Raw genomic sequence first — 22,727 nt, 5'->3', positions numbered from 1 at the left:
ACCGGCTTATGAGCTGGTTTTTGTTGATTTGAAGCCATTTATTGAACAAGATATTGATAATTTTTGTAAAGGACTTGCTTTTCTTAAAAAAAATTTCTAAAATTAAGGCACTACCGATAATTAAAGGGGGATTTTGTAATGAGTGAAGTAACACGTCTACCAAAAAGATCAGAGGTAGCACTCGAGCTTACTTGGGATCTGACCAAGATCTTTGCAACTAATGCAGAATTTGAAGTAGCCTTTGCGCAAGTAGCAAAAGCAGCTGAAGATTTTGAACAATATAAGGGAACACTAGGAAATAGCGCTCAAGCCTTTTTAGCTGCTCTAACGGCCATGCTCGAGTTAGATCGCCAACTTGAAGTAGTTTATGTCTATGCAAGCATGAAAAACGATGAGGATACCGCTAATGCTAAGTACCAAGCTTTGATGGCACGGGTCCAAAAGTTATTAGCTGATGTTTCAGCGAAATTAGCTTGGTTTCGACCTGAGTTATTAGCTTTAGCGCCAGAAAAATTAGCAAGCTATTATCAAGATGAACCTAAATTAAATGCATATAAAACTTTGATCGATGACTGGACTAGACTTCGAGCCCATGTCTTGAGTGAAAAAGAAGAAGCACTGTTAGCAGGTGCAAGCGATATTTTGGGCGCTTCAGCTAATGTTTTTGAAGTTTTAAACAATGCTGATCTAAAATTCCCCGTAGTAACTGATGAAACGGGCTCAAAGGTCGAGCTTTCAAATGGGGTCTACGGTAAATTGCTCGAATCGACTGCGCGCCCAGTTAGACGTGAAGCATTTGAACAGTTATATGCTGTATATAAACAGTTCAGACACACATTTGCAGCTACACTGTCGGCACATGTGCGTAAGCATAATTTTTCAGCTAAATTACGTAATTATCAAAGTGCCAAGGAAGCTTCATTAGCCCAAAATGATATTCCAGTAGCTGTTTATGATACTTTGGTCAAAACGGTCAATGAAAATTTGGGGCTACTGCATGAGTATGTAGCTTTACGCAAGGATATCTTAGGTGTCGACGAGTTGCATATGTATGATATGTATACTCCATTGACGGGTGAACCGACATTGACGTTCACTTATAAACAGGCTAAAAAGATGACTTTAGAGGCCTTGAGCGTCTTAGGTGAAGAGTATCTTGCTTATGTAGAGAAAGCTTTTGACGAACGCTGGATCGATGTGGTCGCTAATGCAGGTAAACGTTCAGGAGCGTACTCAGGTGGGGCTTATGATACTGCACCATATATTTTATTGAATTGGCAAGATACGTTGGATAATCTCTTTACGTTAGTTCATGAGATGGGACACACGATGCACAGTTACTATACACGGACCAATCAACCTTATCAATATGGGGATTATTCGATCTTTGTTGCGGAGATCGCCTCAACGACAAACGAAAACTTGTTGACCCAGTATTTGTTAGAGACTCAAACTGATCCTAAGGTACGGGCTTACGTATTGAATCACTATCTAGATGGCTTTAAAGGAACTGTTTATCGGCAAACCCAATTTGCTGAATTTGAAGCTTGGATCCATGAACAAGATGCTTCCCAAGTACCATTGACAGCAGATCTGATGTCAGATTTCTACGGTAAACTAAATCAACGCTACTATGGTAGTGCAGTCGAAAATGACCCAGAGATCGCATATGAATGGTCACGGATCCCGCATTTTTACTACAATTTCTATGTTTATCAATACGCAACTGGTTTTGGGGCAGCTTCTACTTTAGCAGAGCGCGTCTTAGATGAAGAACCGGCGCATACGGAAGCTTATTTGGACTACTTAAAAGCAGGTAGTTCAGCTGCTCCATTAGAGGTAATGAAAAAAGCTGGTGTTGATATGACTGATAGTAAATATCTAGAGAAAGCTTTTGGTATCTTTAAGGAACGTTTGGCTGAATTAAAAGAGCTATTAGCTAAATAAGCAATAAAAAAATAAACTTGTTCGACCACAAGGGCCGAGCAAGTTTATTTTTTTAATGATAATTGGTGGTAAGTTGGATGAAGCCCATTTTTGGTGCAAACAAATTCCTTTGCTGCATTACCAAAAAGCAATTCTTCCAAACTTGATAACGAGGTGCAGTTTTCAACTGAGACTGCACATTCAAGATAGTCTAAATTGTATACCACCATAGATGGTGGGGTATTGACGTTCATTTCAGCAGCTAATCTTTGATCTTCTCGAAAACTTTCAACTGCTAGTTTCGAGCGCCGATCGTGTTCAAACGTAGCAAGATCTAGTTTACTCTCTTTAGCTGCACGAATAACGACTTCTTCACTGTATTTTTTATGCTCGACATAGAGTTGGCGCTGAACATTAAGCAAGAAATCGTGACCGCGTTTGCGCCCTTGAAAAAGAGCAGCTTTGTAATCCAAAACGGCATTATACAAGATCTGGGATACTTTATTGCGCAGTTGCAAAGTATCACCTGAAACATTCATCACAGACATAACCTTGGTCACTGATTGCAAGTTCAAAAGTGGGATAAAACGAATCTGAAACTTTTGTGGCGATTCTTCCGCAAGTTTTAAAATGTTTTGTTCTGCTTCGTAGCATTTAGCGCCAAGAGGATTGATAAACAAATACATCTCTAACATGGTGTTCTCCTCCACTTGATCAAATATTCCTTTTTTCTATATTTATACTTTAAGCAAAAAAAATGATTTTTGCAATAAATCTGACTTATTTTGTACGCAAAAGCGTTTTCATACGTTAAAATGTAGCTTTAATTTTTTTGAGAATGTAAAAGAGCGTGGGTCTGTGTTAAACTGATAAGGTATAGAAAGGTGGTGATCTATTTAATGGAAGACGATTGGAGCAATTTTTTAGAGCCTTACGATCAAGCGGTCAACGAGTTGAAACTCAAACTCAGAACTCTGCGTGGGCAATTTAAAAAGAGCGGCAACCGCAGTCCAATTGAATATGTCACCGGCAGAGTCAAACCAATACCAAGCATTTTAGAAAAGATGAAACGGCGCCAGATCAAACCCAAGCGTTTGTCGCAGGATATGGAAGATATCGCTGGGGTACGGATCATGTGTCAGTTTGTGGAAGATATCTATCGCGTAGTTGAACTTTTACGGAAGCGCAAAGATATGCAAGTGATCGAAGAACGTGATTATATCAAAACGCCCAAGGAAAGTGGCTATCGGTCCTATCATTTGGTGGTCACGTATCCAGTCCAACTGCTGGAGCGCGAGCAACAACTAAAAGTTGAGATCCAGATCAGGACGTTAGCGATGAATTTTTGGGCTACGATCGAACATTCACTCAACTACAAGTACCAAGGATGTATTCCGTCTGAAGTTGCGATGAGATTAGAGAAAAGTGCTGAGATCGCTTTTGCACTTGATCAAGAAATGTCTAGCATTAGAGAAGAAGTCAATGAGGCACAAAGATTATTTGAAGATAAGCACACGAGCTTAGGGTAGTTAAGCAAGACACATTCGACCATGGAGGTGAGAATAATGAGAATCGCAATTTTTGCTAATAAACGAGCCAAATCACAAGCTGTTAAGAAAAAACTATATCAAAAGTTTGTGGAACGCCATTTTGTGATCGATGACGAAGAGCCCGATGTTGTAGTGACGATCGGGGGCGATGGTACTTTGCTATCGGCTTTTCATCATTATAAAGATAAATTAGAGCAAATTCGTTTTGTGGGTGTTCATACGGGACATTTAGGATTTTATACGGATTGGCGTGATGATGAGATCGACGATTTGGTGATCAGTCTGCAATCGGATAATCGCCAATCCGTCAGTTACCCGTTATTGGAAGTTTCTGTTAAATACGCCGATAGCCCGCGCCGTGAGCGTTATTTAGCGTTGAATGAATCGACCTTAAAGCGTAATAGTGCCACCATGGTAACGGATGTGTATATCGGTGGTGAACTCTTTGAACGCTTTAGAGGCGATGGGCTATGCGTTTCGACGCCGACTGGTTCGACGGCATATAATAAATCGCTTGGTGGGGCAGTAGTCCACCCTAATCTTGAGGTCTTGCAGATAGCCGAGATCGGTTCGATCAATAATCGCGTTTTTCGGACCTTGAGCTCACCGATGATTGTAGCACCTAATGACTGGATCACCTTTAGACCGGGAAAAGGGAGCGATTTTGTTTTGACTGTCGATTCAGAATCGTATCATAACCGTCAGATCTGTGAGATTCAATATAAGGTCTCAAAAAGGCGGATCTATTTTGCTAAATACCGCCACACACATTTTTGGCGCCGAGTTCAAGACGCCTTTATAGGAACTGAAGATGAAGATAGAATGGATTTATAACGAAGAAAATAACTGTCATTTAAAGACATTTTTAAAACAAAAGGGCGTATCGCGTCGTTTATCTGCTAAGATCAGACATGAAGGGGGCAAATTATTGGTGAATAACACTTCAGGTCGGATCGTGGATCAAATAAAAAAAGGCGATAAGATCACGATCAGCTTACCGCCAGAACATCCGCGCAAAGAGACAGTGATCCCATCATATGTCCCGTTAGATATCGTCTATGAAGATGATCATTATTTGATCGTCAACAAACCAGCCCGTCTGACTACGATCCCGTCCCCCTTGACCGATCAGCGAACTGATTCATTGGTCAATCGGATCGTGGGCTATTACAAATTACGTGGTTACGAGCAGACGGTCGTTCATATCGCAACGAGGCTAGACCGTGATACGACGGGGCTAGTTTTAGTTGCGAAACATCGATATGCTCATGCTTTGATCGATCAACAGCAACATGCACACACGATCAAAAAAGAATATCTGGCTTTACTTACGGGTAAACTGACGAACCCACATTTTACAGTAAACTTACCGATCGGACGCCAAGAGGGTAGTTTGATCAAGCGCCGAGTCTTAGCAGGAGGGCAGTTTGCTAAAACTCAATATTGGTACGAAAAAAGTGTAGGCCAAGCGACGCTGTATCGGATCCGGTTGCACACGGGACGGACACATCAGATCCGCGTTCACAGTGCTTACTTGAAGCATCCGTTATTAGGGGATCGCTTGTATGATGGTGCCAAAGTTTTGCCTTTGCAACGGCAAGCTTTGCATTGTGCCTATCTGCGCTTTTATCATCCTTTTTTAGAAAAAGACGTTGAGTTTACTTGTGAGTTACCGCGAGATATGCAACAGTATCTAGCAAACAATTAGAAAAGAGGGATGAGTATGGCTGAAAATCTGGTAAAAACTCAAAGTAACAAGAAGATCATCCAGTTGCTGAACAGCCAAAAAGCACGGCAATTTAGAGAAAATTATTTGGATCTGCACGTTTATGAACAAGCACAGATCTTTACTGAATTAAATTCACAACAAAGAGCGAGGCTGTATCGCTATTTAACGGCCAAAGAAGTCGGGGACATGTTTGATGCGATCGAAGATGAACCCGAAGAAGTCGTAAAATACTTTGAAGAAATGACGCCACAATATGCGGCCAATGTTATTGATGAGATGTATACCGATAACGCGGTCGATATTTTAGCGTATGTACCTAAAAAAGATCTAGCGGGCTATCTGCGCCTTTTGCCGACTGAAAAAGCTGCTGAGATCCGTGAAATGTTGCACTATGAAGATAAGACTGCTGGTGCGATCATGTCGACGGAATATGTGGCGATCGCCGGCAATCAGACGGTCCGCTCAGCGATGCATGTTGTCAAGCGTGAAGCAAGCGATGCTGAAACGATCTATTATGTTTATGTTGTTGGCTCTGATAACAAGTTGATCGGTGTTTTGACTTTACGTGATCTTTTGATAAATGATGATGATCAAATGATCACGGATATCATGACAACGCCGGTGATGTCAGTTAAAGTTTCTGATGATCAAGCTGAAGTTGCACAGACGATCCGGGATTACAACTTCTTAGCGATCCCAGTGACCGATTATGAGAATAAATTGATCGGGATCATCAACGTCGATGATATCATTGACGTTATCGATGAAGAATCTGCTGAAGATTACTCTGGTTTGGCTGCCGTTGATACCGAAGAAGTAGCCGATAACCCGATCAAGGCTGCGAGCAATCGTTTGCCTTGGTTGATCGTCTTGTTATTATTGGGGATGTCGACAACGACTTTGATCTCACATTATGAAGGTATGATCAGTCAAGCTAGTATTTTAGCGATCTTTGTTTCTTCGATCACCGGTACTGCCGGAAATGCTGGGACGCAGAGTTTGGCGGTCGCAGTTCGGCGATTAGCTAGTCGTGATGAAGATCAACCGTCTGTTTATCGCCAATTTTTTATCGAACTTTTGACGGGTCTGGTTACGGGATTAGTTACAGGTTTGACGATCTTTTTGATCGTTGGCTTTTGGAAGCAAAACTTTATTTTAGGTTTTGTTATCGGGATGGCAATGATGTGTGCGATCACGGTGGCAAACTTAGCTGGGAGCTTTATCCCTAATTTGATGGATAAGATCGGAGTCGATCCCGCTGTGGCTTCAGGTCCGTTTATCTCAACGTTAAGTGACTTGACTTCGGTGTTGATCTACTTTAATATTGCAAAATTATTTATGAAATTTTTTATGGGGACATAAGGGTAATTTAAATGTTGGTATTTGTATCGATATTCTTAGTTGGAATAGGTTGGTTTGCTTATACAATGAGGCACGAGCCCCGTTCTTTATGGGCCGGCGTTTCATTTGTGACCTTTTTACTGACAACAGTGATCTTTATCGCTGCGATCCTAATGAGATATAGTGAGTTCTTGTATGCTCATCAGTGGCTGTTTTTCATTATTATCTTTTTAGCGAGCATAGTGACGATATGTATGGTATTGTGGCCGTTTGTGTTAGTGTCTGTCTTTCTCTATAATGGGGTCAAGGTGATCTTAAATGAAGGCTTTAAATTCCACAACCTATTATCGCTCGGTTTTGGGATCTTTTGTATTGCTTACTTAGTGATCTGGCCGATGTTTGGACATTTTACCGATAAAAATATTTGGATGTACGCCTATGGTTATTTAGGTTCGGTGACGGTCTATTTCTTACTCGTTATGGTGATGTATACTGTAACGTTGACTTTGAATTTGGTTCACCTTAAGTTGCCAAAACTTGACTATATCGTAGTTTTAGGTGCAGGGCTAAATGGAACTGAAGTAACACCGTTATTGGCAGCGCGGATCGAGCGGGCGATCGCGGTCTACCGTAAAACACCAGGTTTAAAATTGATCATGTCGGGGGGACAGGGACCAGATGAAGTGATCGCAGAAGGTGAAGCGATGCGAAACTACGCTTTAAAGCAAGGGATACCTGCAGATGATATCATTGTTGAAAATAAGTCAACGACTACGTATGAAAATATTTTATTTTCACATCGCTTGATGGCGCCAAATGCTAAATTTGGGATCGCTACTAATTCATATCACGTTTATCGTGCATTAGTGATCGCTAAACGTCAAGGGCTTAAATGTGTTGGCTTTGGTGCCAAAACACGTTGGTATTTTACGCTCAATGCATTTATGCGTGAATATATCGCTTATCTGAGGATCACTTATAAGCTGCAATTGAGCGTCATTTTAGCTTTAGGTGTCGTATATATGGCATTTGCATATTTGAAAATATAACTATTTCGAGTCAGTCAGGGGACTGGCTTTTTTTGTGGAATAAAAAACAAGCCTGACCGAGATCAGACTTGTTGTGAAGCTCAAGCTAATATTTTAGTTCCATGGACTGCAGTGACTTGTAAGGCGTCAGCTACCGCTTGGGCATTTTTGGCCGTGATCTTACCCCCAGGAAGGATCGTGATCCGCCCATTAGCATAAGCGATGAGCTCTTTTAAATGCTCTAAATTAGCTTCGATCGGAGTATCTTTAGGACCACCATGGGTCAAGATCCGGCTAAAGCCTTGCTCGACTGCCCAATCGATCGTCCGTTTTTGTTCGTCAAAGCTCAGTTCATCAAAGGCCATATTAAAGACGAGTTCCATTCCGCCAGCTGCAGCAATGAGCGTTTCCATTGCTTCGTAGTCGACTTGACCATCAGCCGTCAAAGCACCGATACAAACCGCATCAGCTCCTAAGACTTGAGCTTCTAAGATATCAGCTTCCATGATCTTTAATTCGATATCATTGTAAACAAAATTTCCACCACGAGCCCGGACTAAGATCACTAAGGGAATATTTTTTTCATGGGTATACTTGATAGCTTCACCCATAACACCTTTACTGATCGTAGTCCCGCCGACAGCGAGGTTGTCGCAGATCTCGATCCGATCAGCACCCTGTAAAACGGCTTGGGGGAGGTCAGTATAATTTTCTAAGCAAACTTCGCGATAAAGCAAATTCTTCATTCCTTTTATTTAAAATAAACACATACACCCTCGGGAAGAGGAATATCTTTTTGGCAACAAGCAAGTAAGCCGGTTTCTTGGTCACGGGTATACAAGGTTGCATTATCAGTATTTTGGTTAGCGACCAAAATAAATTTTTCAGTTGGGTCAAGCGCAAAATCACGTGGAAAATCACCGTGAGTCGTAAGATGTTGGATCAATTTCAATTCTCCATCTAAGACTTCAAAGACAGCAAGTGAATTGTGACCGCGATTAGAAACGTAGACAAAGCGACCATCATTAGAAACTCTGATCGCAGCAGCTCCGTTATGTTCAGTCCAATCAGCTGGGATCGTGCTTACAGTTTGGCGTAAGTAAAAAGTACCAGTTGTCGAATCATAATCAAGTATAGAAACCGTGTTGGAAAGTTCTCCAACTAGGTAAGCTGTCTTTTTGTCGGGAGCAAACGCTAAATGACGTGGTCCGAGCCCAGCTTTAGTCTTTAAGATCGAAACAGGTGCTAACTTACCTTCAGCTGAAACATCGTAAGTCGAGACCGTATCGTTCCCCAGATCAACGACTGCCAACCGGCCATCAGGAGTCAGATCGGTATAGTGAACGTGTGAGCCATCTTGTTCTTTACGAGGGCCATAACCAGTCTGAACGACAGAATCATAAAGTGTTAATGTTTTATCAGGATTTAAGCGATAGACATCGATCTGTCCCTTGTGATAATTAGCAGTGTAGACTAACGATCGCTTTTTATCGAAAGCTACATAACATGGATTAGCACCAGCCACAAGGGCGTCATCTGTAAGGGCATAGCTGTCATTTGCCAGTTCATAAGCAGCTATCCCACCTAGCGGACCTTCCTTGGCTACAGTCAGCAAGGTTTGATCAGTTGTTGTTAAGTAAGTAGGATTTTCCACGGCGATCGCTACTTGAGGCGTGGAAATTTGAGCGGTATCAGTGTCTAAAACAGCATGATAGATACCTTGGCTAGTTTTCTTGGTATAAGTACCAAAGTAAATCTGTTCTTTCAAAAAAATCCCTCCATTCATTTTGCTCAATTATTATTCTAACATTTTTAAAGGGAAATTTGTGCAACCTAGGCCGGGAAGTCCGCAAATGGTAGAAAAACTACTTTTCTACGTAAAAGTGCGGTATAATGTAGCTGTGTTGTGTAGATGAAGCGACGCAAAATCAGGTGATGTGCTAGAGAGGGTTTGTAAAGTTATGATCAAAAGTGAAGTTATTGAAATCGGAGCTAAGGCAGTCTCTAAAGATGAGCCAATGGTGATCTTATTTGATGAAACGGCTTCTCCTCGCTTACGAGAAGTTTCTGTGATCCAACGCTTTGAAAATGATGCGGTCGAGAACTATGATCTAGAGATCGGTTCTAAGATCCAGATCGATGATCAAGTTTATCATGTAAAATATTTAGGTGAATTAGTTAAAAGTAACCTAACAACGATCGGGCATACTGTACTCAACTTTAAACCGGTACCAGAAAAAGAGCATCTCCAAGAAAATGTACTCTATTTAGAGCCACATACTATGCCAGTGATCAAACAAGGAACACAGATCATTTATGGATAAATAAAATGATCCCCTCTAAGACTATTTAGGTCCTAGAGGGGATCTATTTTATTCTTTAGTATTGGTCACCATTGAAGATCGAGTTTTTAACGATCACGTAATCGACTTTACGAAGTGCAGCCAAGTCACGTCCACCAGCATAAGAGATGGAGGATTGTAAGTCTTCTTGCATTTCGCGAAGGGTATCGGAAATGTGACCACGGTAAGGAACTAAGAGCTTCTTACCTTCGACGTTTTTGTATTCACCTTTTTGGTATTGGGAAGCCGAACCAAAATAAGTCTTATATTTTTTGCCATCTTGTTCGATGATCTCGCCAGGAGTTTCGGCATGTCCAGCAAACATTGAGCCGATCATACACATTGAAGCTCCAAAACGAACGGATTTAGCGATATCACCGTTAGTTCTGATCCCGCCATCAGCTACGATCGGTTTACGAGCAGCTTTAGCGCAGAGGCGAAGGGCAGCTAATTGCCAACCACCAGTTCCAAAGCCAGTCTTGACTTTAGTGATGCAAGCTTTACCTGGTCCGATCCCGACTTTAGTAGCATCAGCCCCAGCGTTTTCTAATTCACGGACGCCTTCAGGAGTTCCAACGTTACCGGCGATCACAAAGGTCCCAGGGAGTTTTGCCTTGATGTATTTGATCATATCGATCACGGTATCTGAATGGCCATGAGCGATATCTATCGTGATATACTCAGGGATCAAATTTTCCTGTGCAAGTTGATCGATCAATTGATATTCTTGTGGTTTGACCCCGACTGAGATCGAGGCAAAGAGCCCAAGTTGGTGCATCTTTTTAACAAATGGGACACGTTTGTTTTCTTCAAACCGATGCATAATATAGAAATAACCGTTTTGTGCTAACCAAATAGCTAAATCTTCATCGATCACGGTTTGCATATTGGCTGGAACGACCGGGATGTTGAAGGTCATTGGACCAAATTTAACACGGGTATCGATCTCAGACCGACTTTTAACGATACATTTATTAGGAACAAGTTGAATATCTTCATAATCAAATACTGGCATGATTATAAACCCCTTTATCTATTATTCGTAAAAAAATCATTAGCTCTAAAGAGCAAAATTAAATATAACGTATTAGTCAGATTAAGTCAAATAAAAAAATATTCGTATTAAAAAAAGTTCGGTTTTTGCATTAATTAAATTTAACTTAATAAATTAAGCAATTCGACAAGTGTGTAGATCCACGTTAAAATAAAGCAGGAGTGAAAGCGAGGGAGAATTTATGGCAAAAAAAGCTAAAAAAAATAAAGAAAAAAAGACAAATGACGAACGGATCCTAGATCAACATCATATTGAATATGAAGAAGCTTCGTTTGAATGGTTGACTAGGGGCCAGTCTGCATTAGAAGAAGCTAATGCCCAAGGTGTCGATCCTAAATCTATTTTAAAAACGATCGTGCTACAAGCGAATAAAGATCCTAAAGATTATGTGGTCGTGTGTTTGCCACTTGAATATGAGATCGATCTCAAGTTAGTAGCCCAAGAGCTAGGGAAAAAGCAAGTCCACTTGGCGGATAATAAAAATTTGATCAACATCACGGGTTATATCCATGGTGCAAATACACCGATCGGGATCAATGTGCGTAAAGGATTTCCGATCTACTTTGATGAACGGATCAAAGACCAACCGCTGATCTCAGTTTCAGCTGGTAAAGTAGGGCGCTCGGTCCGTTTGAAACAAACTGATTTGATGGATCTAGTTAAAGGTAAATATATCAAGGTCGAAAAGTAGGGATGAGTATGAAAAAAATCGAACGGGGAGCGCAATTTGTTGCGCAAAACAAAGGGCTATTTCGGTGTCCGACTTGTCGAGCTCCTTTTAGTAAGGTAGAAAAGACAACGGTTTACTGTACTAACGATCATCAATTTGACCTTTCTAAAAAAGGAACCTTGTATTTGATCAAACATGGCGTCAAAAGTGACTATGATGATGATGCAATGTGGCAAGCACGTCGGTCTTTACTACAAGCTGGTTTTTTTGATCCGATCATTGAAGAAATAGCGAACCAGATCGGTGAACGAGCGGGGATCAAAGTGCTTGATATTGGCTGCGGGGAAGGTAGTGTCTTACAACGATTAGAACATAAACGAGCTGATAGTTCTGATCGTTATGTTGGCTTTGACATTTCGAAACGTGCGATCAATCTGGCGACGCAACAAGAGACGGCTGGCTTTTTTTGCATTGCAGATCTAGCTGACCTACCGTTTAGTGAACAAAGTTTTGATTATTTGATCGATATTTTTTCGCCATCTGCTTATGGTGAATTTGCGCGAGTCCAGAAAAAAACGGGCAAACTTTTGAAAGTCATTCCCAATGCTAACTATCTAGGGGAATTACGGCGTTTATTATACGCTGAAAATGATGAAAAACACGAATATAGTAATCAAAAAGTATTAGATCTCTTCTATAAGCACTACCCTAATGCAACTAGTACACGGATAAAGTACGTATTTTCGCTAGATGATGCTTTGTTTGCGGCGCTTATGAAAATGACACCTTTACAGTGGGGAGCTTCAGCTGAAAGTCTGAAAAAAGCTGCGAGTCAGCCGTTAAAGCAGATCACCGTGGATGTGACCTTACTCAGTAGTGAAAAATAATTTTGAAAAAAGATTGAAAACTACTTTAATGAATGCTATAGTATTCATTAAGAAATCGGTTATGAGTAATTAACGGAACTGTCGTTAGTTACTATGTGATTGTACTTCATTAACGTAACTGTTCGCCGTGCCCACACCGAACAGTTACGCTTTTTTTGTGTAAAAATACTATCTGCTGCTAGTTTGGACTAGTAGCTCAAGAATGAAAGAAGAGTTGAAATGGCTAACCATATTGTTTTATTTGAACCACTGATGCCAGCCAATACAGGTAACATCGCGCGGACCTGTGCTGGGACCAATACTGAATTGCATTTGATCGAGCCGTTGGGATTTTCGACAGAAGATAAGTATCTAAAACGCGCGGGATTAGACTACTGGGATAAGGTCAAGATAACTTATCATCCTAATTTACCAGCTTTCTTGGAAACTTTAGGTGAAAATGATCAGTTGCATGTAGTTTCTAAGTTTGCTCCCCGTGCTTATACGGAAGTTGATTATGCAACAGCAAATGACCATTATTTCTTGTTTGGTAAGGAAACAACGGGTCTGCCCGAAAACTTCATGCGTCAAAATGAAGAAAAATGCATTCGGATCCCCCAAAATGATGAACATATTCGCGCGTTGAATCTATCAAATACGGCAGCGATCGTAGTTTACGAGGCTTTGCGTCAACAAGATTTTGTTGGTTTGGAAAAAACACATACTTATGAAAATGATAAGTTAAAATAAAAATGGGCAGTTTTATGTAGCCGTCAAAAAGTAATACCAAGGGTCCCGCTATGATGCAAAAGCATCATAGCGGGACCCTTAGTATTTATATAGTATATTACTCTGTGATGTATACAGAGCGAAAGTTTTCAGTTAGACCCGCAGTGTTTTGGATCATACCGTGGACTGATGGGCGCAACATTTCAGGAGTACCATCTTGAATCAGTGGGACGACCGGTTGATCTTCGTTTAGCAGTTTAGCCGCTGCGATCAGATCAGAAAAGCGTTTATCTTTATCCATGGCATCGCTCGTTTCAGCAACAGTCATCAGTTCGTTGAATTTTGGACTAGCATATTTCCCCATGTTGTTAGGATTATTTTTTGTCATGATATCTAAGAAGTTGCTTGGGTCGGCTACGTCGGCTAACCAGCCAGTCAAGGTTACGTCAAAATCGCCTTTGGCGGCTTTGGCGATTTGCATCTTGATCGGGATATTACTTGTTTGGACTTTGACTTCAGGTAAAGTTTGTTCGATCTGGCTTTGGATGAATTCAGTTTCTTTTTTCGAAATTTCGGTATCGCGGCCCAAGAGGGTGAATTCAAAGTGATCTTCACCGAGTTCTTTTAAACCTTCTTTGAGTAATTTATGAGCCAATTTTGGATCGTAACTGACACCGACTTTGGTTTTAGCCCAAGTCGCAAAATCTTTGCCTTTAAAGGTCGAGACACCTTGTGGAACTAAATTGGTCAATGGTACAGAACCGCCTCCAGCAACAGAAGAGGCCATTTGTTTGCGGTCGATCGCATAACCGATAGCTTGACGGATCTTTTTATTTTGAAATTCCTTTTTTGTTTCGTTGAATTTCATATACGTGATTTGAGCCCGGCGCAAGACCCGATACCCTGGCTGGTCGGCTAATTGTTTGGCTTGTTCGGCACTTAGGTGAGTGAAATCAACTTTATTGGCTTGGTAGAGATTGTAGGCAGTAGTAAAGCTCTTATCGACTTTAAAGTTGATCGTTTCCATTTTGATGTGCTTTTTATTCCAGTAATTGTTATTTTTGACTAATTTCCAGCTCAAATTAGAACCAGTCCAGTTTTTAAGTACGAAAGGTCCGTTGAAGACGGTGGTATCGGAGCTAGTTCCATATTTTTTGCCGAATTTTGCGACTGCTCGCTGATTTTGTGGAAAGAAACGGGCATCTGCTAGCAACAGTTTCAAATACGGGAGTTGTTTATCGAGTGTGACGACAAGTTTAGTGTCACTCAAAGCTTTGACACCTAATGTTTCTGCTGCTTTTTTACCGGCCAAAATATCATCAGCGTTTTTGATCCCACTATACATATATGCAGCCAAAGAATTTGTCTTTGGATCGACCGAACGCCGCCAAGCAAAGACAAAATCATGAGCTGTGACAGGATCGCCATTTGACCACTTTGCCCCTTTGCGAAGAGAAAAAGTATAGGTGAGACCGTCGGCAGAAGCTTTAGTATCGATCGCTAATCCAGCTGTGGCTTTATTGTTTTTAAGCACGAACAAGCCTTCCATGGAATTATTGATCATATTGGCGCTACCGCTTTCGGCGACAGTAATAGAGTCAAGCGTCGCGAGTTCGTTTGGAACTGACCAGTTTAAAACTTGCTTGGTGGCTGGTTTGTTTGAACTTTGTTGTGCTTTGTGTGAACCACATGCACTCAAGATTAGAGTTGCTACGGCTAATGTACTCCACGTAGCTAAAAGTTTTTTAAACTTCATAGGTGTATTCCCCCTAGATAATTATTTTCTAAGCTACCCCTCAATTAAAAAAGTTATTTTTTAATTTCTGTTATTTTATTTTATAAAAATTATAATTTCAAGATAATTATTTTTATTTTTTAGAATTTATATATCATGATAAAGTTTAATATAAAAAGATTTATGTTTTATCTGAACTAATTGTTTATATTTGAAAAAGATTATATTTAACTGAGGATATTGATTTGGGGCAAATGTGTTATAATTTATGGTTGAGAAGGGTCTTTTGGGACCTAAAGGGAATTGAGGGGTAAATCTTGGCACAGCAAAAAAAAACTAGAAAGAAAAAAACAAGTCCTCAAAAGAGAGGTAAACGATCGAAGCCAAGTTTTAAAATGACCTGGCGTTTATACGGAGCTGGGACCATTGCTTCTGCAGGCCTGGCGTTATTTGAATTGGGCTTTTTAGGAACATTATTTTCCAATATGATTCGCTTGGTAGTCGGCAATACTTATCAGCTAGGGGCAATTTTGTTACTCATTTTGGGGAGCTATGGGTTGTTATTTGATAAACGCCCTAAACTCAAAGCCAACTATATTTTAGGTGGTATCCTGCTATATCTAGGGATCGTGCTCTTTGTTAGTGCGTACTCATTTCAAGAACTTGCGATCCACACTGATTTTTTGAATGCTTTTTTAGAGCGAGCAGGGCATGACCTCGTAGCTGGAACTTTGAATGAAGATCTGGCTGGTGGAATCGTGGGCGTTTTATTGTATAGTCTTACTTATTTTTTAGTGGGACAATTGGGTTCATATCTTTTAGCGGTGCTCTTGCTCGGTGCGGGTGTCTTATTTATTTGCCAGATCTCATTTGGAACTGTTCTGGAAAATTTAGGTCGAGCTTTAAAAGCATTGGTAATAGGCAGCCAAAATTTGATCAAACAAGCCCATAGTGAATTGGGGAAATTAAAAGAAGATGCTTCTAAAGCACTGATCAATGAAGATGAGATCGAGTCAGCTCCTAAAGAAGAGAAGATATCTGACGAAAAGGTGGTATATGACCAATTTGAACCAGCTGCATCAGTGCCAGAGATCACGATGCCAGCTGAAAAGCCTAAAACAAAGCCCGAACGACCTGCTAAAAGAAAAACACGACCAGCATTTAACAGTGAAGCTTACGAGTTGCCCCAGCTCGATTTATTGAGTGAGACACCAGTTCCTGATCGTTCAGTTGAAAAAAAGAAGATCAAGCAAAATCAAGCAGTATTGACTGAGACGCTTAAAAGTTTCGGGGTGGAAGCTGAACTAAAAAATATCATTTTAGGTCCGGCGGTGACTAAATATGAATTGCATCCAGCAGTAGGGGTCAAGGTCTCGAAGTTTGTCAGTTTGGCTGATGACCTTGCTTTAGCTTTAGCGGCTAAAGATATTCGGATCGAAGCGCCTATTCCAGGGAAAGCTTTAGTTGGGATCGAGGTGCCCAATCAAAATGTGGCGATGGTCTCATTTAAAGAACTGATGGCGGAATTTCAAGCAACTGATTTTGCTCCGCTCGAAGTACCATTGGGACGTGACATTTCAAATGGATTGATCACAGCTGATCTAGCCAAAATGCCACATTTATTGATCGCAGGTTCGACCGGGAGCGGTAAATCAGTCGCGATCAACGTGATCTTGACGAGTCTGTTGATGAACTGTCCTCCTGAACAGGTCAAGTTGGTCTTGATCGACCCTAAGAAAGTTGAGCTGGGGATGTATCATGATCTACCGCATTTATTGACGCCGGTAGTTACAGAACCACGCAAGGCAGCAGTTACTTTGGAAAAAGTTGTGGCTAAAATGCAACAGCGCTATGAAGAATTTGCTCGAACTGGGCAACGAAATTTAGACGGCTACAATAAATTTGCGGCTAAAGATCCAGCTAACTATGAGCAAATGCCGTATATCGTAGTAGTCGTTGATGAATTGGCCGATCTGATGATGACGACTGGTAATGAGGTCGAAGCGGCTATCACACGGATCGCACAGATGGGACGTGCCGCTGGGATCCATTTGATCTTAGCCACACAACGGCCATCGGTGGATGTTATTACCGGGATCATCAAAGCTAATGTGCCTTCGCGGATGGCGTTTGCGGTCTCAAGTGGGACTGATTCACGGACGATCATCGATCAAGTTGGCGCCGAAAAATTATTGGGTCGAGGTGATATGCTCTATTTACCAATGGGCCAAAATAAACCATCGCGAGTCCAAGGGGCATATATCTACGATGAAGATGTTCAAAATGTTGTTGATTTCATCAAAGCCCAAGCTGAAGTGACCTATGATCAAGCGCTAGAAGTTTCTGAAAGTGAGCTCAAAGCCCCAGATGGCAATGGGACTGATGAGCTTTTCGATGAAGTCGTGGCCTTTATCACGCAGGAACAAAAATGCAGTACATCGCTGATCCAGCGTCACTTTAGGATCGGTTACAATCGGGCTGCTAATCTCGTAGAAGAACTTGAAAATCGTGGGATGATCGGTCCACAAGCCGGGTCTAAACCACGCCAAGTCTATTTAAAATCGAAAAAAGTCGATAATTGATCGCACTTTTTGCTCGTCTGATCTAGACGAGCTTTTTTAGTGGAAATAAAATTTATTTTTTTAAAGGAAAACCTTGTGATTGAAACTTGTCAATACGGGGCTTTTACCTTATCATAGTTAGAGAGTATATAAACTATTTGACCAAACAACTAGAAATATATCAGTAACATATCGAAGGGGGAACTGTTAGTGCAAAAAGAAATCAATGCGGGGGTCATGTTGAATGTGATCCCTACACAACAGTTCAAGACAACACGAGTCGTGATCTCATTTTTAAAAGAGTTGACAGATCGCAAAGAACTCGTTATGCGAACGCTATTAGCTAATATTTTAGAAACGAGTAGTCAAGCTTATCCGACGCAAAAAGCGGTTGCCTTAGAGCTTTCCAAGATGTATGGAGCAAGTTTTGGTACAACAGTCAGTCGTCGTGGGCAAGTACATATTCTAAATTTTGTTTTGAATTGTGTAAATGATAACTATCTTTTGCATCCCGAAGATTTGTTAGACCAAGTTTTCTCATTTTTAAAAGAATTGATCTTTGCACCATTAGCTAATGATGGGGCCTTTGATGAAACGACTTTTGAACGGCAAAAGCTTAATTTGACCGCTTATATCGAAGCAGTCAAAGATAATAAGCAGTCCTATGCGGCGTTAGAATTGCAAAAGATCTATTTTGAGGATACGATCCAACAAGCCGCTAACTACGGCACAGTGGAGGATCTAGCTCCAGTTACGGCAGCTGAACTCTATGCTTATTATTTGGAAATGCTTCAAAATGATCAGATCCAGATCTTTGTGTCAGGAGATGTCGCGGAAGCCGAAGTTGAGGCTAAGGCGCTCACCTTACCTTTTGGCAAAAGAATGACTGCGCTCGGCAAGCTTGGTTATCAACAGCCAGCACGAGCTGAAGTAGTTGAAGTGGTCGAAAAGCAGACTTTAAATCAAAGTAAGCTAGACTTAGCTTATCGCTTGCCGACCGCTTATCGCACGGACAAACACTATGCTGCGGTAGTTTTCAATGCTTTGTTGGGGGGCTCACCACAGTCTAAATTATTTGCTAATGTACGAGAAAAGGAAAGTCTGGCTTACTATGCAAGTAGTAATTTTGATCCTTTCCGGCAATTGCTCTTGATCCAAACAGGGATCAAGACAAGTGACAAGGAAAAAGCCTACAGCTTGATCAAACAACAAGTTGCTGACTTAGCTGCAGGTAAATTCAGTGAAGCTGAATTAGAAAATATCAAACTAAATTTGATCAACGGTTATGAGAGCCGTTTGGATAATCAAATGACGGCGATCACACGTAGTCAGTTAGATATCTTGAGCCAAGTGCCAGAAACACCAGCGACCTGGATCGAAAAGATCAACCGAGTTTCGGCTCAAGATGTGGTAGAGGTGGCTGATTTAGCTGAGCTTCAAGCCGTATTTTTCTTAGATGGGGGGCATATTTAGTGGAGATCAATAGTTATCCGCAATTTGGCGAGACGCTTTATACTGCTACTTTGGATAATGGGCTGAAAGTCAATTTCTTGCCTCGAGCAGATTTTCATAAGACTTATGGGATCTTGACGACTGACTATGGCTCAGTTGATAACGAATTTGTTCCTTTGGGTGAGACTGAAGTTCGCCGTTTTCCTGACGGGATCGCCCACTTTTTGGAACATAAATTATTCGAAAAAGAAGATCACGATGCCTTTGAACTATTTGGTAGATATGGGGCTGATGCCAATGCCTTTACCAGTTTTACGCGTACGAGTTATCTGTTTCAAACGACACACAATGTTGCTAAGTGTGTGACGACGTTATTGGATTTCGTGCAAGCGCCATATTTTTCGGAAAAAACAGTTGAAAAAGAAAAGGGGATCATTGGTCAAGAGATCAAAATGTATGATGATGACTCCAATTGGCGTTTGTATTTTGGGATCATCGAAAACCTTTATCCTAAAAATTCATTAAGTGTCGATATCGCTGGGACAGTTGATTCGATCAATAAGATCACTGCCCAAGATCTTTATGATTGTTACAAGACTTTTTATCAGCCAAGTAACATGGATCTCTTCTTAGTCGGAAATTTTGAAGTTGAAGCGATGCTCGAGTTGATCAAAGAAAATCAAGCAGCCAAGGAATTTCCAAGTGCTGAGCCGATCAAGCGTGCCGAAGAATTTTTTGATCACGAGGGTAAGGATATCATCCCTTATCGCATGACTGAATTGGAGATCCAGCGCCCTAAAACGATCATTGGGATCAAGGGATTAGATCAAGTCCCAGCTGGTCGGGCAGGCTTGCGGTATAAGCTAGCAGTCGAATTATTATTGTATTTACTTTACAGCGAAACTTCAGATAAATACTTAGAACTTTATGATGCAGGTGTCTTGGATGATAGTTTTGGTTATGATTTTTCTTTAGAACGTGGTTTTCATTTTGCTACGATCTCAGGTGATACCAATAAACCGCAAGAACTATCCAATGCTGTGATCGATATCGCTGAGCACGCGTTAGGGTTTTTAGAAGATAAAGGATCTGCTTTCGAGTTAGCCAAACGTGAGCTGATCGGACGAAACCTCCAAGCAATGAATTCATTAGAGAGTATCGCTAATCGTTATGAAGCTGATCTATTTGAAAGTGCGACCTTATTTGATGTTGGAGCGCTTTTAGAACAATTGACTTTAGATGATATCAGAGCTGTTGCCAAACAGTTCTTACGTTCAGAGGCGATCAGTGTTTACCAAATTCTCCCGAAAGAAGATGAAGATCAATGAAATGGGCTTTGCTCTGTGGAGCCTCAGGTGATCTAGGTCACCAAATAGCCAAAGACTTAGCTGCTGATGGCTGGTCGTTATATTTACATTACTATCACAATCAAACGCGTGTGGATGATCTAGTAATAGAACTAGCGAAGAATTATCCCAAGCAAGATTTTTTAGCACTCCAAGCTGATCTTACAGCGCCAGACACGATGCCCCAAGTAGCTTCCCAGATCTTTGGTAGCCTAGATGCATTGATCTTTGCGCAAGGAACGACTGAATATGGTCTATTTAGTCAACAAGAACCGCAAGCTTTTGATCAAATTCTAGCGATGCAATTGCAGAGCCCGTTGCGTTTGATCGCGTCGCTCGAAGCTAAATTAGCTCGCAGTCAAGCGGCACGGATCGTGTTTATCGGTTCGGTCTATGGTGGAGCTGGTAGTGCTTTAGAGGTCGGTTATAGTACGGTAAAAGGGGCGCAAAGTGCTTTTTGCAAAGCTTATAGTAAGGAAGTCGCCTCTTTGGGGATCACAGTCAATACGATCGCACCTGGAGCGATAGATACGCAGATGAATCAGATGTTTTCTGGTAGTGAACGGCAAGCAGTCGAAGAAGAGATCCCAAGTGGTCGCTTTGCTCAGCCAAGTGAGATAAGTTATTTCGTAAAAATGTTGTTAGCCCCTAAAGCTAGTTATTTAACGGGTCAGACACTTTATGTGACCGGTGGTTGGCTCGTGTAGACGATAGAATCTAAAAAAGAGACGGAGAAATTAGATAAAATGACAGATATTGGAACAATTTTAAAAGAAGCACGTAAAGAAAAAGGTTTGACACTAGATGACTTGCAACAAACGACCAAGATCCAAAAACGTTATTTGATCGCGATCGAAGACGGTGATTTTGCGGCATTACCAGGTAAATTTTATGTGCGAGCTTTTATCAAGCAATATGCCGAAACTGTGGGGATCGATCCAGAAGAGTTGCTAGTCAAGCTAGATGAAAATAACGCACCAAAGCCAAAAGAAGAAACAGAAGCAACGACACGCACCGAAGCCGTCAAGCGCGAAGAAGAAGAAAAAACTATGTCACCGATCCTGGCAGGTTTGATCCGTTATTTACCAACGATCATCATCGTAGTCATCGTAGTTGCGATCTTAGGGACGATCTACATCTTTGCTTGGGGGGATCGTGACCGTAATAGCAGTACCCAAATCGCGGATAACAGCCAAAGCGTCTCAGTTTCTTCCGAAAGTTCTGCTAAGAGCAGTAGTTCAAAGGAAAAATCTTCAAGTAGTGAAAGTAGTAGCACATCTAAAAAAGAAAGCTCAAGTACAAAAGCTAAGAAAGAATCTAAAAAGGCAATTAAGCAAAAGATCACTAACACTTCAGCTGCGGGTTCAGCTTTCGTATATGATCTAGAAAATGCGCCAGCTACAAATAAGATCGAAATGTCAGTTTCTGATGGCGCAACAGCTTGGAATGCTGTTTCAGCTAATGGAGTTCAAGTATGGCAAGGAACGCTTAGTGCTGATAATGCTACACAAACAATTAAGATCCCTGAAAATACAACAACGATCACGTTGAATTTAGGAAACTCAAAGGCAACCTCGATCAAGATCAACGGTAAGAAATTTGATTTCTTGAAAGAAAACGAGACATTGACTGTACGTACGATCACATTGAACGTCGCACAAACAACGGCACAATAAAAGTAGTATGGCAGAAAAAGGCGGATGCCAAAGCATAAGTAAATCTAAGAAAGGAAACTGTGCGCTTTTCAAAGTATGAAACTTTTCCGCCAACACAGTAGAAAATTATGAATTTACCTAATAAATTGACAGTTTTACGGATCATTTTGATCCCGATCTTCATGTTAGTTCTGCTATTGCCACTTGATTGGGGCGAGGTGGTCTTAGCTGGGACTGTTATCCCGACCACACAATTGCTCGGAGCGCTGATCTTTGCCGTCGCTTCGATCACGGATTTTGCGGATGGTCAGATCGCACGTAAGCAAAAATTAGTTACCAACTTTGGCAAATTTGCTGATCCTTTAGCCGATAAGATGTTAGTAATGACCGCATTTATCATCTTGGTGCAGATGGGAAAAGTCCCAGCATGGGTGGCTGCGATCATTGTTTGCCGTGAATTGGCCGTAACTGGTTTGCGCTTGATCATCGTTGAAAATGATGGTAAAGTCATGGCGGCTGAACTCCCAGGTAAGATCAAAACGATGACACAAATGTTTGCGATCTTGTTCTTGTATTTGAATAATGTTTTCTTTATCAATGCAAATATCATGATCGGCGAGATCTTATTGTATATCTGCTTATTCTTTACAGTATATTCAGGGTTGGATTATTTTTGGAAAAGTAGAAGTATTTTTGCCGATTCTTTTAACGATTAAAAATGATAGACTACTTCAGTTGTGAAG

21 protein-coding genes are annotated in these 22,727 nt (G+C 41.1%); 16 read left to right on the top strand and 5 right to left on the bottom strand.

Features of this window, described 5'->3' with window-relative positions; all coding sequences use genetic code 11:
• Positions 1-138 precede the first annotated feature (138 nt).
• Positions 139-1,947 (top strand): oligoendopeptidase F, encoded by a 1,809-nt coding sequence (gene pepF, locus ABT996_RS04320; RefSeq protein ID WP_035449102.1) that lies wholly within the window; start codon positions 139-141, stop codon positions 1,945-1,947.
• Positions 1,948-1,991: 44 nt separating this feature from the next.
• Here pepF and ABT996_RS04315 read toward each other — a convergent pair whose 3' ends face one another.
• Positions 1,992-2,621 carry a DsbA family protein gene (locus tag ABT996_RS04315; protein WP_035449104.1) on the bottom strand — a complete coding sequence of 210 codons (630 nt, stop codon included), beginning with the start codon at positions 2,619-2,621 and terminating at the stop codon, positions 1,992-1,994.
• A 204-nt stretch (positions 2,622-2,825) separates the two neighbouring features.
• On the opposite strand from ABT996_RS04315, the gene yjbM reads away from it, so the two are divergent.
• The 5 genes from yjbM to ABT996_RS04290 are packed head-to-tail and all read left to right on the top strand — an operon-like array spanning position 2,826 to position 7,595.
• Positions 2,826-3,455, top strand: coding sequence for a GTP diphosphokinase (gene yjbM, locus ABT996_RS04310; RefSeq protein WP_035449116.1), 630 nt, complete (start codon positions 2,826-2,828; stop codon positions 3,453-3,455).
• Positions 3,456-3,491: 36 nt separating this feature from the next.
• Positions 3,492-4,310, top strand: a complete 819-nt coding sequence (locus ABT996_RS04305; RefSeq protein WP_010689259.1) for an NAD kinase — start codon at positions 3,492-3,494, stop codon at positions 4,308-4,310.
• Positions 4,288-5,184, top strand: a complete 897-nt coding sequence (locus ABT996_RS04300; RefSeq protein ID WP_035449105.1) for an RluA family pseudouridine synthase — start codon at positions 4,288-4,290, stop codon at positions 5,182-5,184. The genes ABT996_RS04305 and ABT996_RS04300 overlap by 23 nt, the downstream gene beginning before the upstream one ends.
• Before the next feature lie 15 nt (positions 5,185-5,199).
• Complete coding sequence (gene mgtE / locus ABT996_RS04295) at positions 5,200-6,567, top strand: magnesium transporter (protein WP_035449107.1); 1,368 nt, start codon at positions 5,200-5,202, stop codon at positions 6,565-6,567.
• Positions 6,568-6,578: 11 nt separating this feature from the next.
• The gene (locus tag ABT996_RS04290) at positions 6,579-7,595 is read left to right on the top strand and encodes a YdcF family protein (RefSeq protein WP_035449108.1); all 1,017 of its coding nucleotides are present in this window, start codon (positions 6,579-6,581) and stop codon (positions 7,593-7,595) included.
• Between the two features lie 80 nt (positions 7,596-7,675).
• On the opposite strand, the gene ABT996_RS04285 is transcribed toward ABT996_RS04290, so the two are convergent.
• Both ABT996_RS04285 and ABT996_RS04280 read right to left on the bottom strand, forming a co-directional pair.
• Positions 7,676-8,320 carry a copper homeostasis protein CutC gene (locus ABT996_RS04285; RefSeq protein WP_180978424.1) on the bottom strand — a complete coding sequence of 215 codons (645 nt, stop codon included), beginning with the start codon at positions 8,318-8,320 and terminating at the stop codon, positions 7,676-7,678.
• A 5-nt stretch (positions 8,321-8,325) separates the two neighbouring features.
• Complete coding sequence (locus tag ABT996_RS04280; protein ID WP_035449110.1) at positions 8,326-9,342, bottom strand: lactonase family protein; 1,017 nt, start codon at positions 9,340-9,342, stop codon at positions 8,326-8,328.
• A 193-nt stretch (positions 9,343-9,535) separates the two neighbouring features.
• Here ABT996_RS04280 and ABT996_RS04275 point away from each other — a divergent pair, with 193 nt between their 5' ends.
• Positions 9,536-9,898, top strand: a complete 363-nt coding sequence (locus tag ABT996_RS04275; RefSeq protein ID WP_010689253.1) for a PTS glucitol/sorbitol transporter subunit IIA — start codon at positions 9,536-9,538, stop codon at positions 9,896-9,898.
• A 55-nt stretch (positions 9,899-9,953) separates the two neighbouring features.
• Here the strand turns inward: ABT996_RS04275 and ABT996_RS04270 are convergent, their stop codons facing one another.
• Positions 9,954-10,931 carry a GMP reductase gene (locus ABT996_RS04270; protein WP_035449111.1) on the bottom strand — a complete coding sequence of 326 codons (978 nt, stop codon included), beginning with the start codon at positions 10,929-10,931 and terminating at the stop codon, positions 9,954-9,956.
• A gap of 220 nt (positions 10,932-11,151) precedes the next feature.
• Here ABT996_RS04270 and ABT996_RS04265 point away from each other — a divergent pair, with 220 nt between their 5' ends.
• The 3 genes from ABT996_RS04265 to trmL all read left to right on the top strand — a co-directional run bounded on the left by ABT996_RS04265 (position 11,152) and on the right by trmL (position 13,256).
• Positions 11,152-11,661, top strand: a complete 510-nt coding sequence (locus ABT996_RS04265) for an aminoacyl-tRNA deacylase (protein ID WP_010689251.1) — start codon at positions 11,152-11,154, stop codon at positions 11,659-11,661.
• An 8-nt stretch (positions 11,662-11,669) separates the two neighbouring features.
• Positions 11,670-12,527, top strand: coding sequence for a methyltransferase domain-containing protein (locus ABT996_RS04260; protein ID WP_010689250.1), 858 nt, complete (start codon positions 11,670-11,672; stop codon positions 12,525-12,527).
• 219 nt (positions 12,528-12,746) lie between these two features.
• The gene (trmL, locus tag ABT996_RS04255) at positions 12,747-13,256 is read left to right on the top strand and encodes a tRNA (uridine(34)/cytosine(34)/5-carboxymethylaminomethyluridine(34)-2'-O)-methyltransferase TrmL (RefSeq protein ID WP_035449113.1); all 510 of its coding nucleotides are present in this window, start codon (positions 12,747-12,749) and stop codon (positions 13,254-13,256) included.
• 97 nt (positions 13,257-13,353) lie between these two features.
• Here trmL and ABT996_RS04250 read toward each other — a convergent pair whose 3' ends face one another.
• Complete coding sequence (locus ABT996_RS04250) at positions 13,354-14,991, bottom strand: peptide ABC transporter substrate-binding protein (RefSeq protein WP_035449320.1); 1,638 nt, start codon at positions 14,989-14,991, stop codon at positions 13,354-13,356.
• A gap of 374 nt (positions 14,992-15,365) precedes the next feature.
• Between ABT996_RS04250 and ABT996_RS04245 the strand changes: the two genes are divergently transcribed.
• The 6 genes from ABT996_RS04245 to pgsA all read left to right on the top strand — a co-directional run bounded on the left by ABT996_RS04245 (position 15,366) and on the right by pgsA (position 22,700).
• Positions 15,366-17,552 carry a DNA translocase FtsK gene (locus ABT996_RS04245; RefSeq protein WP_081797101.1) on the top strand — a complete coding sequence of 729 codons (2,187 nt, stop codon included), beginning with the start codon at positions 15,366-15,368 and terminating at the stop codon, positions 17,550-17,552.
• 189 nt (positions 17,553-17,741) lie between these two features.
• Complete coding sequence (gene yfmF, locus ABT996_RS04240) at positions 17,742-19,004, top strand: EF-P 5-aminopentanol modification-associated protein YfmF (protein WP_035449315.1); 1,263 nt, start codon at positions 17,742-17,744, stop codon at positions 19,002-19,004.
• Complete coding sequence (yfmH, locus tag ABT996_RS04235) at positions 19,004-20,311, top strand: EF-P 5-aminopentanol modification-associated protein YfmH (RefSeq protein WP_035449312.1); 1,308 nt, start codon at positions 19,004-19,006, stop codon at positions 20,309-20,311. The genes yfmF and yfmH overlap by 1 nt, the downstream gene beginning before the upstream one ends.
• A complete protein-coding gene (gene ymfI / locus ABT996_RS04230; protein WP_010689245.1) occupies positions 20,308-21,036 on the top strand; it encodes an elongation factor P 5-aminopentanone reductase in 729 nt (242 codons plus the stop codon). The genes yfmH and ymfI overlap by 4 nt, the downstream gene beginning before the upstream one ends.
• 39 nt (positions 21,037-21,075) lie before the next feature.
• Entirely contained in the window at positions 21,076-22,005 is a 930-nt protein-coding gene (locus ABT996_RS04225) for a helix-turn-helix domain-containing protein (protein ID WP_035449309.1), read from the top strand.
• Between the two features lie 107 nt (positions 22,006-22,112).
• The gene (pgsA, locus tag ABT996_RS04220) at positions 22,113-22,700 is read left to right on the top strand and encodes a CDP-diacylglycerol--glycerol-3-phosphate 3-phosphatidyltransferase (protein ID WP_004048187.1); all 588 of its coding nucleotides are present in this window, start codon (positions 22,113-22,115) and stop codon (positions 22,698-22,700) included.
• Positions 22,701-22,727: the final 27 nt, after the last annotated feature.

Source organism: Ligilactobacillus sp. RTP31139st1_D10_RTP31139_211217 (assembly GCF_040226755.1).
GTDB lineage: Bacteria > Bacillota > Bacilli > Lactobacillales > Lactobacillaceae > Ligilactobacillus > Ligilactobacillus animalis.
The sequence above is the reverse complement of the archived record's forward strand: the minus strand, read 5'-3'. Positions and strand labels throughout refer to the sequence as shown.

Bases quoted from the DNA above. Each gene is read 5' to 3' on its own strand.
- ABT996_RS04300 (WP_035449105.1), top strand. From the start codon at position 4,288: ATGAAGATAGAATGGATTTATAACGAAGAAAATAACTGTCATTTAAAG.
- ABT996_RS04260 (WP_010689250.1), top strand. From the start codon at position 11,670: ATGAAAAAAATCGAACGGGGAGCGCAATTTGTTGCGCAAAACAAAGGG.
- ABT996_RS04250 (WP_035449320.1), bottom strand. From the start codon at position 14,991: ATGAAGTTTAAAAAACTTTTAGCTACGTGGAGTACATTAGCCGTAGCA.
- ABT996_RS04275 (WP_010689253.1), top strand. From the start codon at position 9,536: ATGATCAAAAGTGAAGTTATTGAAATCGGAGCTAAGGCAGTCTCTAAA.
- ABT996_RS04225 (WP_035449309.1), top strand. From the start codon at position 21,076: ATGACAGATATTGGAACAATTTTAAAAGAAGCACGTAAAGAAAAAGGT.
- pgsA (WP_004048187.1), top strand. From the start codon at position 22,113: ATGAATTTACCTAATAAATTGACAGTTTTACGGATCATTTTGATCCCG.
- ABT996_RS04305 (WP_010689259.1), top strand. From the start codon at position 3,492: ATGAGAATCGCAATTTTTGCTAATAAACGAGCCAAATCACAAGCTGTT.
- ABT996_RS04265 (WP_010689251.1), top strand. From the start codon at position 11,152: ATGGCAAAAAAAGCTAAAAAAAATAAAGAAAAAAAGACAAATGACGAA.
- ABT996_RS04285 (WP_180978424.1), bottom strand. From the start codon at position 8,320: ATGAAGAATTTGCTTTATCGCGAAGTTTGCTTAGAAAATTATACTGAC.
- pepF (WP_035449102.1), top strand. From the start codon at position 139: ATGAGTGAAGTAACACGTCTACCAAAAAGATCAGAGGTAGCACTCGAG.
- mgtE (WP_035449107.1), top strand. From the start codon at position 5,200: ATGGCTGAAAATCTGGTAAAAACTCAAAGTAACAAGAAGATCATCCAG.
- yjbM (WP_035449116.1), top strand. From the start codon at position 2,826: ATGGAAGACGATTGGAGCAATTTTTTAGAGCCTTACGATCAAGCGGTC.
- ABT996_RS04245 (WP_081797101.1), top strand. From the start codon at position 15,366: ATGACCTGGCGTTTATACGGAGCTGGGACCATTGCTTCTGCAGGCCTG.
- trmL (WP_035449113.1), top strand. From the start codon at position 12,747: ATGGCTAACCATATTGTTTTATTTGAACCACTGATGCCAGCCAATACA.
- ymfI (WP_010689245.1), top strand. From the start codon at position 20,308: ATGAAATGGGCTTTGCTCTGTGGAGCCTCAGGTGATCTAGGTCACCAA.
- ABT996_RS04290 (WP_035449108.1), top strand. From the start codon at position 6,579: ATGTTGGTATTTGTATCGATATTCTTAGTTGGAATAGGTTGGTTTGCT.
- ABT996_RS04315 (WP_035449104.1), bottom strand. From the start codon at position 2,621: ATGTTAGAGATGTATTTGTTTATCAATCCTCTTGGCGCTAAATGCTAC.
- ABT996_RS04270 (WP_035449111.1), bottom strand. From the start codon at position 10,931: ATGCCAGTATTTGATTATGAAGATATTCAACTTGTTCCTAATAAATGT.